The 15,233-nt window shown below is 69.3% G+C and carries 12 protein-coding genes, 1 tRNA gene and 1 pseudogene; 7 read left to right on the plus strand and 7 right to left on the minus strand.

Annotated features, from left to right (window positions below; all coding sequences use genetic code 11):
• Positions 1-20 precede the first annotated feature (20 nt).
• The gene (locus ADK57_RS22170; RefSeq protein ID WP_053751242.1) at positions 21-476 is read right to left on the minus strand and encodes a MarR family winged helix-turn-helix transcriptional regulator; all 456 of its coding nucleotides are present in this window, start codon (positions 474-476) and stop codon (positions 21-23) included.
• A gap of 93 nt (positions 477-569) precedes the next feature.
• Between ADK57_RS22170 and ADK57_RS22175 the strand changes: the two genes are divergently transcribed.
• Both ADK57_RS22175 and mltG read left to right on the plus strand, forming a co-directional pair.
• The gene (locus ADK57_RS22175; RefSeq protein WP_053751243.1) at positions 570-2,372 is read left to right on the plus strand and encodes an ABC transporter ATP-binding protein; all 1,803 of its coding nucleotides are present in this window, start codon (positions 570-572) and stop codon (positions 2,370-2,372) included.
• 43 nt (positions 2,373-2,415) lie between these two features.
• A complete protein-coding gene (gene mltG, locus ADK57_RS22180) occupies positions 2,416-3,258 on the plus strand; it encodes an endolytic transglycosylase MltG (protein WP_053751244.1) in 843 nt (280 codons plus the stop codon).
• A gap of 12 nt (positions 3,259-3,270) precedes the next feature.
• Here the strand turns inward: mltG and ADK57_RS22185 are convergent, their stop codons facing one another.
• The 5 genes from ADK57_RS22185 to ADK57_RS52510 form a co-directional block, all read right to left on the minus strand.
• Complete coding sequence (locus tag ADK57_RS22185) at positions 3,271-4,347, minus strand: NAD(P)-binding domain-containing protein (RefSeq protein WP_053751245.1); 1,077 nt, start codon at positions 4,345-4,347, stop codon at positions 3,271-3,273.
• 54 nt (positions 4,348-4,401) lie between these two features.
• Positions 4,402-5,427, minus strand: a complete 1,026-nt coding sequence (locus ADK57_RS22190) for an ABC transporter substrate-binding protein (protein WP_053751246.1) — start codon at positions 5,425-5,427, stop codon at positions 4,402-4,404.
• An 89-nt stretch (positions 5,428-5,516) separates the two neighbouring features.
• A complete protein-coding gene (locus ADK57_RS22195) occupies positions 5,517-6,257 on the minus strand; it encodes an ABC transporter ATP-binding protein (RefSeq protein ID WP_053751247.1) in 741 nt (246 codons plus the stop codon).
• Positions 6,230-7,114, minus strand: coding sequence for an ABC transporter permease (locus ADK57_RS22200; protein ID WP_053751248.1), 885 nt, complete (start codon positions 7,112-7,114; stop codon positions 6,230-6,232). Before ADK57_RS22200 ends, ADK57_RS22195 begins: the two co-directional genes overlap by 28 nt.
• Positions 7,115-7,248: 134 nt before the next feature.
• A complete protein-coding gene (locus ADK57_RS52510; protein WP_349817350.1) occupies positions 7,249-7,332 on the minus strand; it encodes a putative leader peptide in 84 nt (27 codons plus the stop codon).
• Between the two features lie 123 nt (positions 7,333-7,455).
• Here ADK57_RS52510 and ADK57_RS52515 point away from each other — a divergent pair.
• The 3 genes and pseudogenes from ADK57_RS52515 to ADK57_RS22210 form a co-directional block, all read left to right on the plus strand.
• Positions 7,456-7,806 (plus strand): annotated as a pseudogene (locus ADK57_RS52515) (YjbQ family protein); the annotation flags it as partial.
• Positions 7,798-7,919: transfer RNA gene (locus tag ADK57_RS50010), tRNA-Ser, on the plus strand. The pseudogene ADK57_RS52515 and the gene ADK57_RS50010, both read left to right, overlap by 9 nt.
• Before the next feature lie 441 nt (positions 7,920-8,360).
• Entirely contained in the window at positions 8,361-10,070 is a 1,710-nt protein-coding gene (locus ADK57_RS22210; protein ID WP_053751250.1) for a VanW family protein, read from the plus strand.
• A gap of 201 nt (positions 10,071-10,271) precedes the next feature.
• Here ADK57_RS22210 and ADK57_RS22215 read toward each other — a convergent pair whose 3' ends face one another.
• Positions 10,272-12,326, minus strand: coding sequence for an RICIN domain-containing protein (locus tag ADK57_RS22215; RefSeq protein ID WP_234390354.1), 2,055 nt, complete (start codon positions 12,324-12,326; stop codon positions 10,272-10,274).
• A 1,013-nt stretch (positions 12,327-13,339) separates the two neighbouring features.
• Between ADK57_RS22215 and ADK57_RS22220 the strand changes: the two genes are divergently transcribed.
• Both ADK57_RS22220 and ADK57_RS22225 read left to right on the plus strand, forming a co-directional pair.
• Positions 13,340-14,419: a LacI family DNA-binding transcriptional regulator gene (locus ADK57_RS22220; RefSeq protein ID WP_053751252.1), complete on the plus strand. Its 1,080-nt coding sequence runs from the start codon at positions 13,340-13,342 to the stop codon at positions 14,417-14,419.
• Between the two features lie 434 nt (positions 14,420-14,853).
• On the plus strand, positions 14,854-15,138 hold the full coding sequence (locus ADK57_RS22225; protein WP_053751253.1) for a hypothetical protein: 285 nt from the start codon (positions 14,854-14,856) through the stop codon (positions 15,136-15,138).
• Positions 15,139-15,233 lie beyond the last annotated feature (95 nt).

Genomic DNA, 15,233 nt, shown 5'->3' on the forward strand with positions numbered 1-15,233 from the left:
CCCCGACCGCGACCCGTTTCTCAGCAGCCCCGACCGCGCTCCGGCATGCCGTCCACCAGCGTGTCCAACAGCCCGCCCAGCACCTCGCGCTGGTCGCTCGTCAGTGGTGCCAGGATCTCCTCCGCGGCGGCCCGGCGCGCACCTCGTAGCTCGCGCAGTGCCTTGTGCCCGTCGTCGGTGAGCTCGATGCGGATCACCCGGCGGTTGGTCGGGTCGGGGACCCGCCGCACTTTGCTGCTCGCCTCCAGCCCGTCGACAAGCGTCGTCACGGCGCGGGGCACCACCTCCAGCCGTTCGGCGAGGTCGGCCATGCGGGGCGGCGAGTCGCAGTGCGCGAGGGTGCGCAGCAGCCGGGACTGGGCCGGGGTGACGCCGAGTCCGCGCCGCTCCAGGTGGTGCTTCTGGATCCGGTGCAAGCGACGGGTGAGCCGCAGCAGCTGCTCGGCGAGCAGGCCGTCGGGATCGGGGGTGGTCATACGGGAACAATATCAGGACCATGTTCATTGTGAGCATAGGTAACAATGAGCTAAGCTCCGTCAGTCTTCACCACCTCACCCTCCGTAGGAGCCATGCCCCGCGACGACATCAAGTGGACCCCTTCTCCCGGCACCTCGACCGACGAACCCCGGCAGGTGCGCCGCATCCTCAAGCTCTTCAAGCCCTATCGCGGCCGGCTCGCGGTCGTCGGCCTGCTGGTCGGCGCCTCGTCGCTGGTCACCGTGGCGACCCCGTTCCTGCTGAAGGAGACGCTGGACGTCGCCATCCCCGAGGGCCGCACCGGCCTGCTGAGCCTGCTCGCGCTCGGCATGGTCCTCAGCGCCGTCCTCACCAGCGTCTTCGGCGTACTGCAGACCCTGATCTCCACCACGGTCGGCCAGCGCGTCATGCACGACCTGCGCACCGCCGTCTACGGCCGCCTGCAGCGCATGTCCCTCGCCTTCTTCACGCGCACGCGCACCGGCGAGGTCCAGTCCCGCATCGCCAACGACATCGGCGGCATGCAGGCCACCGTCACCTCGACCGCCACCTCCCTGGTCTCCAACCTGACCAGCGTGGTCGCCACGATCGTCGCGATGATCGCCCTCGACTGGCGCCTGACCGTCGTCTCCCTGCTTCTGCTGCCGGTCTTCGTGTGGATCAGCCGCCGGGTCGGCAACGAGCGCAAGAAGATCACCACCCAGCGCCAGAAGCAGATGGCCGCGATGGCCGCGACCGTCACCGAGTCGCTGTCGGTCAGCGGGATCCTGCTCGGCCGCACGATGGGCCGTTCCGACTCGCTCACCAGGTCCTTCTCCGACGAGTCCGAGCAGCTGGTCGACCTCGAAGTCCGGTCGAACATGGCCGGCCGCTGGCGCATGGCCGTCATCTCGATCGTGATGGCGGCCATGCCCGCAGTCATCTACTGGACCGCGGGCCTCGCGCTCCAGACCGGCGGCACCGAGATCTCCATCGGCACCATCGTCGCCTTCGTCTCGCTCCAGCAGGGCCTGTTCCGCCCGGCCGTCAGTCTGCTGTCGACCGGTGTCCAGATCCAGACCTCGCTCGCGCTCTTCCAGCGCATCTTCGAGTATCTCGACCTGCCGATAGACATCACCGAGCGCGAGCAGCCGGTCCGTCTCGACTCCGTCAAGGGCGAGATCCGCTTCGAGAACGTCGAGTTCCGGTACGACGAGAAGAGCGGCCCCGTCCTCGACGGCATCGACGTCACCGTCCCCGCGGGCGGCAGCCTCGCCGTCGTCGGACCTACCGGCGCGGGCAAGTCCACCCTCGGCTATCTCGTGCCGCGGCTCTACGACGTGACGGGCGGCCGCCTCACCCTCGACGGGGTCGACGTCCGCGACCTCGACTTCGACACCCTCGCGCGGGCGGTCGGGGTCGTCTCGCAGGAGACGTACCTCTTCCACGCCACGGTCGCGGAGAACCTGCGCTTCGCCAAGCCGGACGCCACCGACGAGGAGATCCGGCAGGCGGCGAAGGCGGCCCAGATCCACGACCACATCGCGTCCCTGCCCGACGGCTACGACACGGTCGTCGGTGAGCGAGGCCACCGTTTCTCCGGCGGCGAGAAGCAGCGGCTGGCCATTGCCCGCACGATCCTGCGCGACCCGCCGGTCCTGATCCTCGACGAGGCGACCAGCGCCCTGGACACCCGCACCGAACACGCGGTCCAGGAGGCCATCGACGCGCTCTCCGCCAACCGCACCACGCTCACCATCGCGCACCGGCTGTCCACCATTCGGGGTGCCGACCAGATCGTGGTCCTGGACGCCGGGAGCGTCGCCGAACGGGGCACGCACGAGGAGCTGTTGGAGCAGGGCGGGCGGTATGCGGCGCTGGTCCGTCGGGACGCCCGACTGGAGCCGACAAGATGACGATATGCCGGGTTTGTATGCTTTAACGGGTTACTGTGCCCGCATGCACACGAACACTCCGCCACGGAGCACGATTCGACTGACGCGCCGGGGCCGTGTCGCCCTCATCGCGACCGGGGCCGTCGTGGCCGGCACCGCCGTGGCGGTGCCGCTGCTGAGCCTGGGCGGCGACGGGGAGACCAAGCCCAAGACACTGGTCATCCCGGAGGGCTGGCGGGCCGGCCAGGTCTACGAGGCTCTCGACAAAGCCCTCTCCCTGCCCGCCGGATCTGCCAAGAAATCCCTGGCCAAGGCCAACCTGAAGCTGCCGAACGACGCGGAGGGCAACCCGGAGGGGTACCTCTTCCCGGCGACGTACCCGCTCCAGGAGAAGGCGACTGCGGAGCGGATGCTGTCGTTCATGGTCGACACCGCGAACAAGAAGTTCAACGGTGCCCCCATCGCGGCGGGCGCGCAGCGCAACGCCATGAACGTCTACCAGGCGGTCACCATCGCGAGCATCGTCCAGGCCGAGGCGGCCACCAAGGCGGACATGGGGAAGGTGGCCCGGGTCGTCTTCAACCGGCTGGAGCGGGGCATGCCGTTGCAGATGGACTCCACCCTCAACTACGCGCTGAACCGCTCCACGCTGAAGACCAGCGCCGCCGACACGCGCATCGAGAGCCCCTACAACTCTTACCAGCGCATGGGCCTGCCGCCGACTCCCATCGGCAATCCGGGCGAGGACGCGATGCGCGCCGCCATCAGCCCGACCCCGGGCGACTGGCTGTACTTCGTCACGGTCAAGCCCGGCGACACCCGCTTCACCGCCGACTACGCGCAGCACCAGCGCAACGTCGCGGAGTTCAACGCCCGCCAGAAGGCGAGCCTGAAGGCCACCCGCTGACCGCGGGGGCCGTCACGCGGCGACCGGTTCCTCCGCCAGCAGTCGCCTGATGTCGCGTACGGCGGCACGGCCCGCCCGGTTGGCGCCGATGGTGCTCGCCGACGGGCCGTAGCCGACAAGGTGGATCCGCCGGTCCGCGAGGGCACGTGTGCCCTCGACGCGGATTCCGCCGCCGGGCTCGCGCAGCTTCAGCGGCGCCAGATGGTCGATGGCGGCCCGGAAGCCGGTCGCCCACAGGATGACGTCGGCCTCCACGCGCCGCCCGTCGTTCCACTCCACACCGTCGGGTGTGATCCGGTCGAACATCGGGAGCCGGTCCAGGACCCCGTCCGCGATGCCCTGCCGGACCGCGTCGTTGAGCGGCAGCCCGGTCACCGAGACGACACTCCTCGGCGCCAGCCCCTGCCGCACTCGCTCCTCGACGAGCGCCACCGCCGCCCGGCCCGCGTCCTCGTCGAAGGGACCCTCGCGGAAGACGGGCGGCCGCCGGGTGACCCACGTGGTGGCGGCCGCGTGCCGAGCGATCTCCAGCAGATGCTGGGTGCCGGACGCGCCTCCGCCCACCACGACGACCCGCTGCCCGGCGAACTCCTCGGGCCCGGGGTACTGCGCGGTGTGCAACTGCCTTCCCCGGAAGGTCTCCTGGCCCGGATAACGCGGCCAGAACGGCCGGTCCCAGGTCCCGGTCGCGTTGATCAGCGCCCGCGTCGACCAGTTCCCCGCCGAGGTCTCCACGAGCAGCCGCCCGCCGGCGTCCTCACGCACGGCACGTACGTCGACGGGCCGCCGTACGCGCAGGTCGAAAGCCTGCTCGTAGGCGTCGAAGTACTCGCTGACGACGGCGGAGGACGGGCGGGCCGGATCGGCGTCCGTGAGTTCCATGCCGGGCAGCGCGTGCATCCCGTGCACCCTGCCGTACGTCAGCGACGGCCACCGGAACTGCCAGGCGCCGCCGGGCCCGGGGGAGTGGTCCAGCACCACGAAGTCGCGGTCCGGCTCGAAACCGGTGCGCCGCAGATGGAAGGCGGCGGCCAGTCCGGCCTGACCGGCGCCGATGACGACCACATCGACCTCGCGAATGTTGTTCACGGTTCTACTAACAGCGAGGTGGCTGTGGATCTTCCCGCGGGGCCGGTCATTCGTTCACGAGCCGCTGGAGGCCCGGGCCGCAGTGGTGGACGGCGGCAGGCCGCCGTTGAACCGTGTGTCCACGAAGCCGGCGAAGTCGACCTTGTGCGGAATGAGCTTCAGCTCGGTGAACGCGTCGGCGATCTCCTGCTCCGAGGCGACGAGCGGCTTGTCGACGGCGACGGAGATCCGCGTCGAGTTGGTCCGCTGCACCGAGGCCAGCGCCACCTCGTACGGCAGCCCGGTGTCCTTCGCCCAGACCTTCGCCCACTCCTCCTGATGGTCGTGGACCCAGGCCGTCGCACGCCGCAGCCGGTCCAGATAGTCCTTGATCGCGGCGGCCTTCTTCTTGTCCCCGAGCGCGCTCGGCGCCGCCACCTGGAAGGTCAGTCCGTTCGTCACACCCTCGCCGGTCGTCAGGATGCGGCCCTGCCCGCCCTGGAGGATCTGCGAGGTGTACGGGTCCCAGACCGCCCATGCGTCGACCTTCCCGGACGTGAACGCGGCCAGCGCGTCGGCCGGCTGGAGGTACTTGACCTTGACGTCGCCGAGGCTCAGCCCGGCCGCCTCGAGGGAGGCGACCAGCTGGTAGTGCGCGGAGGAGCCCTGCGCCACGGCGACCGACCTGCCCTTGAGGTCCTGAGGCTTCGCCAGTTCGGAATCCTTCGGTACGAGGATGGCGTCGCCCTTGGAGGTGCCGTGCCACGCGGACACGACCTTGATCTTCGAACCGGCGCCGGCCGCGAACACCGGCGGCGTGTTGCCGACGCCGCCGATGTCGACGGCCTTCGCGTTGACGGCTTCGAGCAGTGGCGGACCGGAGGTGAACGTGGACCACTTGATCTTGTAGTCGAGGTTCTCGAGCTCGCCCGCGGCACGCAGGATCGCCTCCGAACCGCCCTTCTGGTCACCGACGTTGAGCGTGAGGGAGCCCTTGCCGTCGGTGTCGCTCCCCGTCGAGGCGGCCGAGTTCCCGCCGCAGGCGGAGAGCAGCAGGGCGAGGGGGAGGAGCAGTGCGGCGGGGGCGAGGCGACGTCGCATGGTGGATCCGTTCTGAGTGACTGAATGTGACTGAATGTGACTGAGGACGGCGGGTGTGCGTGGGGGGATGGTGGGGATGGCGCGGGAGTTCAGGCGGCTTCGGCGGCGCTGTCGACGCCCAGGCGTTCCAGGAGGCCGGCGCGCAGTTCGGCGAACCGCGGGTCGGTGATGTCGCGCGGGCGCTCGAGGTCGATCTCCTGCTCGTGCGCGATGACTCCGTCGTCCATGACCAGGACTCGGTCGGCGAGCAGGACCGCCTCCTCGACGTCGTGCGTGACGAGCAGCACGGCACATCCGCGGCGCTGCCACAGCTCGCCCACCAGCCGCTGGGCCTTGATGCGGGTGAGCGCGTCGAGCGCTCCGAACGGCTCGTCGAGCAGCAGCAGATCGGGCTCGCGCACCAACGCCCGTGCCAGCGAGGCGCGTTGGGCCTCGCCGCCGGAGAGGGTCTTGGGCCAGGCGTCGGAGCGGTGGCTCAGACCGACCTCGGTGAGGGCCTGCTCGGCGACAGCGCGCTCCGGCCTGCCGGGCAGACCGAGCAGCACGTTGCGCCACACCTTCTTCCACGGCATCAGGCGCGGCGCCTGGAAGGCGACGGCCTTGCGGCGGGGCACGAGGACGGTGCCCTCGATGTCGCGGTCGAGGCCGGCGAGGATGCGCAGGAGGGTGGACTTGCCGCAGCCGCTGCGGCCGATCAGGGCGACGAACTCACCCTGCCGCAGGTCCAGTCGGAGGTCGTCGATGACGGGGCGGCCGTCGAAGGAGCGGGTCAGTCCCTCGACCCGTACGGCCGTGGGTGTGCCTACCGGCCGGTGAACGTCGGTCGCCATTGCAGCAGCAGCCTTTCGAGGGAGCGGACGATGAAGTCGGCCAGCAGGCCGAGGAAGGCGTAGACGATCAGGCAGACCACGATCACGTCGGTGCGCAGGAAGTCGCGTGCCTGGACCATCAGGAAGCCGATGCCGGAATCAGCGTTGACCTGTTCGGCGAAGACGAGCGCGAGCCAGGCGATGCCGAGGGAGTACCGCAGGCCGGTCATGGCGCCCGGCAGAGCGCCCGGCAGGACGACGTGCCGCACGAGCCCCCACCGCGACAGGCCGAGGGACTCACCGGCCTCGATCAACTGGGCGTCGACGCCGCGGATGCCGGCGTACACGTTGAGGTAGAGCGGGAACGTCACGCCCAGCGTGATGATCGCGACCTTCGGTGCCTCGCCGATGCCGAACCAGATGATGAACAGCGGGATCAGGCCCACGAAGGGCACGGTCCGCAGCATCTGCACCGGGGCGTCCACGAGGTCCTCGCCGATCCGGAACAGGCCCGAGACCAGGGCGAGTCCGGTACCGACGACGGTGCCGAGCAGCAGACCGGCGGCCACCCGCTGCAGCGAGGTGCCCATCGCGGAGGTGAGTGACCCGTCGGCGACCAGATGCCTGGCGACCTCTGCGATCCGCCCCGGCGCGGCGAGCACGTCGGCGGTCAACACGCCCGTACTGCTGAGGAGTTGCCACAACGCCAGCAGCAGGAGCGGTCCGGTGGTGCGGCGCAGCCAGCGGGGGACGCGGGTGCGGCGGGAGGAGCTGGGGACGAGAGGCTCGAGATCGAGGTCCGGAGGGGAGGCGGAGGAATCCGATTGAGGGGAAATATCGTATTTGGGAGAGCCGGGCGGGGCATGGCTGATGCTCATGAGTGCTCCACGGGAGGCGGGCGTCCGGGGGAGGAGGGTGCGCGTCAGCGCCGCGACCTCACCGGAGCGTCAGAACGCTGGGTGCGGCGAAGCGCGGGTGAAGGGCGGCCGAGGCGGCGAGGGGAGAAAGGGCGTCAGCAGCCGCGGCGACACGCGGCGGAGGCCACCCGCAGCAGGTCGATGTGACCGCGCGTGGTGAGCAGGGCTGAACGCAACATGCGGCCGAAAGTAGCCAGATGGCATGGCCACGGTCAATGGCGTCTCGCGGAGTGGACCGCCGATATCAGAGGGCGGGCGAACACTCGTGTGTGAATCGCGTCGTGTGGGTCAGGATGGGAGTCATGCCAGACGTCTTCACCACTCGAGTCCTGAACGTGGCCACCGGCTCCGCGGAGCGGATCGCCGACCTCACCCGTGACTGCGAGGCCTTCCTGCGGGAGGCGGCAGCAGGCCGCGACGGCCTGCTGAACGTTTTTGTGCCCCACGCAACTGCCGGCATCGCGATCATTGAGACGGGCGCCGGCAGCGACGACGACCTCCTCGCCGCCCTGCACACCCTCCTCCCCGCCGACGACCGCTGGCAGCACCGCCACGGCAGCCCCGGCCACGGCCGCGACCACGTCCTGCCCGCGGTCGTCCCTCCCCACGCGACGCTGCCCGTGCTGAACGGCCGCCTGGAACTGGGGACTTGGCAGTCGGTGTGCCTGGTCGACACGAATAGGGATAATTCTGAGCGAAAGGTTCGCTTGACCTTTCTTGCGGGCTCATAATCCGCCGACCGTGGGTTCGAGTCCCACCCGGCCCACCTGTGCGCGCCTCTGAACTGCGGAAACGTTCCCCGTGAGGTGTCGAAGAAGAGCCGCCGGACAAGCTGCAGGACCAGATCGACAAGAAGATCCGGCAGGAGCAGGCCAATGAGCGGGCCACCGAGGCGGCGCTCACGGCCAAGGCGGAGGCCGAGGCGGAGCGCATGCGGGTTGAGGCGCAAGGCGGCCCCCGCGCCAACAAGATCATCGAGCAGTCGCTGAGCGGCTGAATCTCCATGCCGTGCGTGCCTGCGCAGGATCGTCGGCGCACGCACCGCCGTCGGCCGGCCCGGGGGCGAATTGCCCGGGTGTGACCTGAAACATGAGTGACATGCGGCATACGCACTCATCGCCCGTTATGGGTACCTTGAGGCGCCTGCCCTGTGCACGTCGTTGCGTCATCGCGTGCACCGCCTACCGATCCCTCGTCCGGGAGACCCATGCGCCCCCGAATACCCTCCGTGCCGCCCCTCGCCCTGACGGGTGGTGCGCTGACCGTCGGCCTCGGTGGTCTGTATCTGGCCGGGTTGCTGCTCACGGGCGGTGAGATCGAGGCCGGTACGACCGTGCGCGGGGTGGACATCGGGGGCCTCAGCCGTACGGAGGCCATCCGCAAGCTGGACAACCACCTGGCGGCGGCCGGCTCGCGGGAGCTGGCCGTGAAGGTCGGCGACCGCGGCGGGACCGTCGACCCGCGGCAGGCCGGACTCACCTTCGACGCCGAGCAGACCGTCGACCGGGCGGCGCGCACCGCCTCCGATCCGGTCGGCGTGATCGGCGGGTTCTTCCGCTCAGGGGGTGACGTCGAGCCGGTCGTACGCCTCGACGAGGGCAAGGCCCGCACTGCTCTCGGGAAGCTGGCGAAGGCGCTCGACCAGAAGGTCCGCAACGGCGCCGTCGCCTTCGAGGACGGCCAGGTCGAGCAGGTCGCTCCGCACAGTGGTTACGCACTGGACGTGGACGCCGCAGTCGGCACCTTGCGGACCTCCTTCCTGCACGGCGCGGCGGACACGGTCACGCCCCTGCCCGCCCGCGAGACCGAGCCGAAGGTCACGGCGGAGGAGGTGCGGCGGGCGGTGCGCGACTTCGCGCAGCCGGCCATGTCGGCGCCCGTCACGCTCACCACGGGCGGCAGGCGGTTCACGATAAGCCAGGCCGTTCTGGGCGAGTACCTGACGTTGCGGCCGGACGACTCCGGCGGGCTGATATCGAAGCTGGACGGCAAGGGCCTGCGCTCCGCCCCCGCGGTGGCCCGCCCGCTGGCCGGCATCACCACCACGGCCGAGAACGCCAGGCTGCGGCTGGACGGCGACCAGGTCGTGGTGGCCGACGACGCCCGGACCGGCATACAGGTCACCGACAAGGCGCTGAGCAAGGCCGTGCTGCCGCTGCTCACCAAAGCGGGTGCCGCCCGCACCGGGGAACTGGCCGTGCGACGGATCCAGCCGGAGGTGACCCGCGAGAATGCGGCGCGGCTGGGGCTGACGGAGAAGATGTCCTCCTTCACCGTCCACTTCGAACCGGCCGCGTACCGCACGAAGAACATAGGGCGGGCCGCGCAACTCATCAACGGCTCCGTCGTCCTGCCCGACGAGACCTGGAGCTTCAACCGGACCGTGGGCGAGCGCACCGAGGCCAACGGCTTCGTCGAGGGCATCATGATCCTCGACGACCAGTTCACCAAGGCGCCCGGCGGTGGTGTCTCCTCCGTGGCCACGACCATGTTCAACGCGATGTTCTTCGCCGGCGTCAAGCCCGTGGAGTACGGCGCCCACTCCTTCTACATCGAGCGTTACCCGGAGGGCCGTGAGGCGACGGTTGCCTGGGGCAGCCTCGATCTCAGGTTCGCCAACGACTCCGGCAACGCCGTCTACATCCAGGCCGAGGCCACCGACACCTCGGTGACCGTCACCTTCCTCGGTACCAGGAAGTACGACGAGATCAAGTCGGTCACGGGGCCCCGCACGCACGTGAAGCAGCCGGAGCGGAAGGTGAGCGCCGACGAGAAGTGCGTGCCGCAGACCCCGCTCGAGGGCTTCGACGTCACCGTCGAGCGGGTCTTCTACAACGACGGCAACGAAGTAAAGCGGGAGCCGTTCCGCACGCATTACACCCCGCGTGACGAGATCATCTGCGAAGACCCTCAGTGATCCGACAGGCCGGCCTGGCGTGAGAGCCGGTGCGGCCGCGGCGTGCCCCGCCCAGTGGCGTCACCTCCCCCCGTGTGTCTGTGCCCCCCCGGCCTGGATCCCTTACCGTGCAAATCATGTGACGCCGCACAAATGAATCGGCGGACGGACCGGAGATCCCAGTCCGTCCGCCGGTGGGGAACGAGCGGCGGCGTCAATCCGTCAGTTCAGCGTCCACTTCTGGTTGGTCCCGCTGTTGCACGTCCACAGGTCGATCTTGGTCCCGTTGGCGGTGCCGTTGCTGACAGCGTCGAGGCAGAGGCCGGACAGGTTGTTGGTGATGGTGCCGTTGGAGTTGACGGTCCACTTCTGGTTGGTCCCGCCGGTGCAGTCCCAGATGATGACCTTCGTACCGTTGGCGGTGCCGCTGTTGTAGGCGTCGAGGCACTTGTTGCCGTAGACCACGAGCTCGCCGCGTGACGTGGACGTGAAGGTCTGGTTGTGTCCGCCGAAGCAGTCCCAGAGGGCGAGCTGGGTGCCGTTGACGATGGTGTTCTTGGCGAGGTCGAGGCAGCGGTTGGAGCCGGCCCCGATGATCTCGGTGCCGTTGGTGCCCGCGATGTCCTGAAGGAGGACGGCGTCGAGGTTGGGCGCCCAGCCGCCGCTGTTGGAGAACTTCATGGTGTTGGAGCCCTTGGCCGTACCGACCAGCACGGAGACGGTGCCGGGGGTGGTCCAGGAGCCGGTCGGCGGGTACGAGACCACCGTGGGCTGCTGGCCGTTGACCTGGAGCGTGGCCTTGCGGGCGGTGCTGTCACCGTTGACGTAGGCGATGGTGGCGAGCTTCACGCCGGAGGCCGAGGCGTTGACGTTGTTGAACGTCAGGGTGTTGGCGGTGCCGTTGCCGATCCAGTCGACCCGCGAGCCGCCCGAGCAGTTCGCGCAGGTGGCGGTGGCGGCCGTGCCGGCCAGGGTGTTGGACGCCGACTCCGCCTCGTAGGTGGTGCCGGAGGCCTCGGTGCCGGAGACGGTGAGCAGTACCGCTTCGCCGGCCGGGACGCTGGTGGTGTAGCTCGTCGCGGAGCTGCCCGCGTTCGTCGCCGTCCATACGTTGCGCACGGAGGCGGAGGCCGTGGTCAGGCCCAGATCGGCCCAGCGGGCGGTGATGGACGCGGCGGAGGAGGTGCGGTTGAGCAGCAGCACGGCGCGCTTGCCGGTGCCCGACAGGACCTTGCTGTAGACCTGCAGGCCCTTGGTGTCCTCGGCGACCTTGACACCCTGGAGGCCGCGGGCGTCCTGGTCGATGGCGACGACCTCGGAGTTGGTGAGGATGTCGCGGGTCGTGGTGCTCATGGTGGTGAGGTTGTTGCCGGCTATCAGCGGGGCGCCGGAGATCGCCCACAGGCTCATGTGGGTGCGGTTCTGGGCGGCGGTGAAGCCGTTCATGCCGACCATCAGCATGTCAGGGTCGTTGTAATACCCGGTGTGCTGGGACGACGGGTGCAGTGTCTTGTCGAAGTTGGCCAGCATGTTGGCCGAGGAGGGGCTGGCGCCCCAGAAGATGATGTCGGTGCTGGTGCGCCACATCGGGGCCGTGCCCGCGCCCCAGTTCCAGGGGTTGCCGGTGCCCCACTCGCAGAACGACAGGACCAGCTTGCGGCCGGTGATCGCGGTCGCGGCGTCGTTGGCGGCGCTGATCGCCTTGTACGTGGTCTCCTGGTCGAGGCCTTCCTTGTCGCCGCCGCACCAGTCGATCTTGACGAAGTCGTAGCCCCACTCCTGGAACGTCTGCATGTCCTGCTGGTAGTGGCCCTCACTGCCGGTGTTGGGCGCCGCGGGCTTGGTGGTGGGGAAGTAGTAGCCGCAGCCTTGCTTGCCCGCGTCGGTGTAGATACCCGCCTTCAGGCCCTTGCTGTGGATGTAGTCGGCCATGGCCTTCATCCCGCCGGGAAACAGGCTCTCGTCGGTGACGATCTTGCCGTTGCTGTCGCGGGCGCCCTGCCACCAGCCGTCGTCGATGTTGACGTACTTGTAGCCGGCGGCGGCCATTCCGGACGAGACAAGCGCGTCGGCCTGGGCCTTGATGGTGTTGTAGTCGATGCTGCTGGCGAAACTGTTCCAGGAGGCCCAGCCCATCGGCGCCGGCGGAACCGCGACCTGGTTGGTGGTCACCGCGACCGGCTCGGTCCGGCCGAGGTCCGTGGACGGTGTCCGGCCACCGCCCATGGACACGAGCCCGGCGAGAGCCAGGCTGAAGACCAACGCCTGGACGGCCATGGATCTTATCCAGCGGGTCCCGGCGGTTCTCCCTGATGACATGAAAGCAACCCTTTCCTCACGCGAACAAAAGACAGCAGATACGGATGTATGGGGCGGCACTGTTGCAGGCGTGCGCCAAGAGGTTGAGCAGACAAGAGTTTGTGGTTCGCCCGATCCGGGTCGGCCGGCACCTGACGGTGGTACGGGTGGGTGTCGCCGTCTTCACCTGCGGCCACGGCGCACGCACTCCACGCCCGCATGGAACCGGCTCCTCGCGTTCAGTGGTTCGGCCGTCGGGCTGGACGGAACGGAGAGTATCGGTCGGCGAGCCCGGGGGCCCGGCTACAGCCGGGAAATGTTACCGTTCACAATTTTTGGGCTCCGCAGGGACTCGGCGACAGGCGGTACGGCGAGAGGGGGTGCAGCGAGGCTTGTGGCGAGGTCAGCTACGAGGCTGGCCCCTGCACGTGGGCCCCTACACGCTTCCGGTGTCGGACGTTAACGCATCGGTGACGCAGAGATAGTGTGAACGGTAACATTTGGCCCTCGCAATACTCCGCGTGAAATTTTCTCTTGGCATCCCGTCAGGCGAGGGCGTCGGGAAGCTGCCAAGGCGCGTCGGCGGTGGCCTCGAGCCTGTGGACTACGGGGTCTCAGCACCGCGCCGCACTCCGGGAGCAAGCGCCCGAAGGAGGCGTGGGGACTGGTCGAGTGGCTCGGCTCGGAGTCGCAGAAGAAGATCATCACCGCTGCAGGTACGGTATGGCCGTCGATCCCCACTCTGAATGGTGACTTCGTGACCAAGTGGAAGAGCAGGGAGTGGGACGCCCGCGCCTTTCCAGCGGTACCGAGGGCACCACGATCGGCTGCCCACTGACCGCCTCCTCGTCCACGTACAGGGTGAAGGTGCTCGACCCCTCAATCAGGTCTGTTCCGGCCGACAGACAATGAAGGGGGCCGCGGTCAAGGGGAACACCCGACCCAACGCTGCCGTCACCGCCCGGCCAGTACGACGAGGAGCCGTCCCCACCATGCAGGAAGCGATTGACGCCCCCCGCTCCGGCGGGGGACCCCAGGCTCCGAAGACCGTCAGCATCCGGGACGTCGCCAAGGAGGCGGGCGTGTCCCACCAGACCGTCTCCCGGGTCGTCAACGGCCATCCCCGGGTCAAGGAGTCGACCCGGGCCCGAGTCCTCGACGTCATCGCCGAGTTGGGCTACACGCCCAACCGGATGGCCCGGGCACTGGCCGGCGGTGCGGTGCGCTCGGTGACCGTGCTGACCTCCGACACCTCCTTGTACGGTGCCTCGGCGACCCTGAAGGGCATCGAGGAGGCGGCGAGGGCGGCTGACTTCGCGGTCGGGATCAGCGTGCTCGACGCCGGCTCGGCCCAGCAGCCCGCGGATGTCGCGGCCCGGGTCAGTCGGCCGGGGGAGGCGGTGCTGGTGATCGCCTTCGACGCGGCGGGTGTACGGGCATGGCAGGCACTGCCCGCCGGGTTCCCGGCAGCGGCGGCGGTGGAGCGGCCCGAGGACGGCCGCCCCGGCGACCGGCCCCAGCTCTGGCTGGACGACCGGGCAGCCGCAGCTCAGGCCACCCGCTATCTCATCGGCCTCGGCCACGAGACCGTGCACTACCTGGCGATCCCGTCCTCCACCACCCGCATCGGCCAGCGCGCCGAGGGCTGGCGCGACGCCCTGCGGACGGCCGGCAAGCCCCTCCCGGAACCGATCGACGCCGGCTGGAGCCCTCGCTCCGGCTACCTCGTCGCCCGCTCGCTGCTGGCCGACCCGTCGGTCACGGCCGTGCTCTGCGGCAACGACGACCTGGCACTCGGCGTACTCCGCGCGGCCAGGGAGGCCGGCCGTGACGTGCCGGGCGACCTGAGCGTGGTGGGCTTCGACGACGCCCCCCATTCCGCCTACGCACACCCCGCCCTGACCACCGTCCGCCTCGACTTCGAAGGTCTCGGTCGGGGCTGCTTCGGCCTGCTCCACCGGCTCCTCGAACCCGATACCGCCCCTGCCCTGCCCCTGTGGGCCGAGCCGGAGCTGATCGTGCGGGAGAGCAGCGGCCCGGCCCCGTTGAGGCGAGACAGGCCCCAGGGCTGAACCCGTCAGCACGACCACCGGTGACGCCCTGCGTGACACCTCTGGCGATGGCCGGTAGGCGTCGGCGAAACGGCCCTGAGGGATCCGCAGCAGAGAGATTCGAGTGATTCCTCACCGGTGCGTGCGGACGCAGACACAACCGATGAACATCCACGGGCGAACCCATCTTCACTCCGACCGCCTTGCGGGCCATGTCGACGAGCCGGGACTGACGCAGCAGATGGCGACGGCCGGAATGCAGGCTGTCGCTGTACCTCTGCATCAGCTCACGCAGCTGTTCCGCATGCGGCCCTCCCGTCAGCCGGAAGGCGCCGGCGGACGGCCCTTCCCGGAGCCCGGCGCGTCGGCATCACGCGTACCACCACCTGAGTGGTGTGGCGTCCTGCGCCGTTGGCCGGGATGCGAGGTGGTTCCCGCCGTTGGATGGTGGAGTCATGAACCAGCACTACCACCAGTCCCAGCGGGGGATCGAGATCGACACCCGGCTCGTCAAGACCGGCGTCATGGTCACCGCAGTCGGTGCCGCGGTGGCATGCGCCGGCATGGCCGTCGCGGCCTTCGCGGTGTTCACGGCAGGTCGGCGCATGATCCGCGACATGGACGTGCCCCCGGCCCAGCAGGCGGCCATGAAGTGGCGACAGGTCAAGGAGGCGTCCGCGGCGGGTATGAGGGCGTGGCAGTCCGCGTCCGACGCCCAGAACGGGTCGCTCGCCCGCTAGTCTTCTGAGTCAAGAATTCCATTCAGATGTGTAGGCTTGCTCCATGGCACGGACGGGGCGGCCGAAGGCCGAGTTGACGCTGTCGGACGAAGAAC

It is taken from the genome of Streptomyces sp. MMG1533 (genome assembly GCF_001279775.1).
In the GTDB taxonomy this organism is placed as follows: domain Bacteria; phylum Actinomycetota; class Actinomycetes; order Streptomycetales; family Streptomycetaceae; genus Streptomyces.

What these genes read in the sequence shown, in the direction of transcription:
- ADK57_RS22170 (WP_053751242.1), bottom strand. Translation starts at nt 476, where the DNA reads ATGACCACCCCCGATCCCGACGGCCTGCTCGCCGAGCAGCTGCTGCGG.
- ADK57_RS22175 (WP_053751243.1), top strand. Translation starts at nt 570, where the DNA reads ATGCCCCGCGACGACATCAAGTGGACCCCTTCTCCCGGCACCTCGACC.
- mltG (WP_053751244.1), top strand. Translation starts at nt 2,416, where the DNA reads ATGCACACGAACACTCCGCCACGGAGCACGATTCGACTGACGCGCCGG.
- ADK57_RS22190 (WP_053751246.1), bottom strand. Translation starts at nt 5,427, where the DNA reads ATGCGACGTCGCCTCGCCCCCGCCGCACTGCTCCTCCCCCTCGCCCTG.
- ADK57_RS22195 (WP_053751247.1), bottom strand. Translation starts at nt 6,257, where the DNA reads ATGGCGACCGACGTTCACCGGCCGGTAGGCACACCCACGGCCGTACGG.
- ADK57_RS22200 (WP_053751248.1), bottom strand. Translation starts at nt 7,114, where the DNA reads ATGAGCATCAGCCATGCCCCGCCCGGCTCTCCCAAATACGATATTTCC.
- ADK57_RS52510 (WP_349817350.1), bottom strand. Translation starts at nt 7,332, where the DNA reads ATGTTGCGTTCAGCCCTGCTCACCACGCGCGGTCACATCGACCTGCTG.
- ADK57_RS22210 (WP_053751250.1), top strand. Translation starts at nt 8,361, where the DNA reads ATGCGCCCCCGAATACCCTCCGTGCCGCCCCTCGCCCTGACGGGTGGT.
- ADK57_RS22215 (WP_234390354.1), bottom strand. Translation starts at nt 12,326, where the DNA reads ATGGCCGTCCAGGCGTTGGTCTTCAGCCTGGCTCTCGCCGGGCTCGTG.
- ADK57_RS22220 (WP_053751252.1), top strand. Translation starts at nt 13,340, where the DNA reads ATGCAGGAAGCGATTGACGCCCCCCGCTCCGGCGGGGGACCCCAGGCT.
- ADK57_RS22225 (WP_053751253.1), top strand. Translation starts at nt 14,854, where the DNA reads ATGAACCAGCACTACCACCAGTCCCAGCGGGGGATCGAGATCGACACC.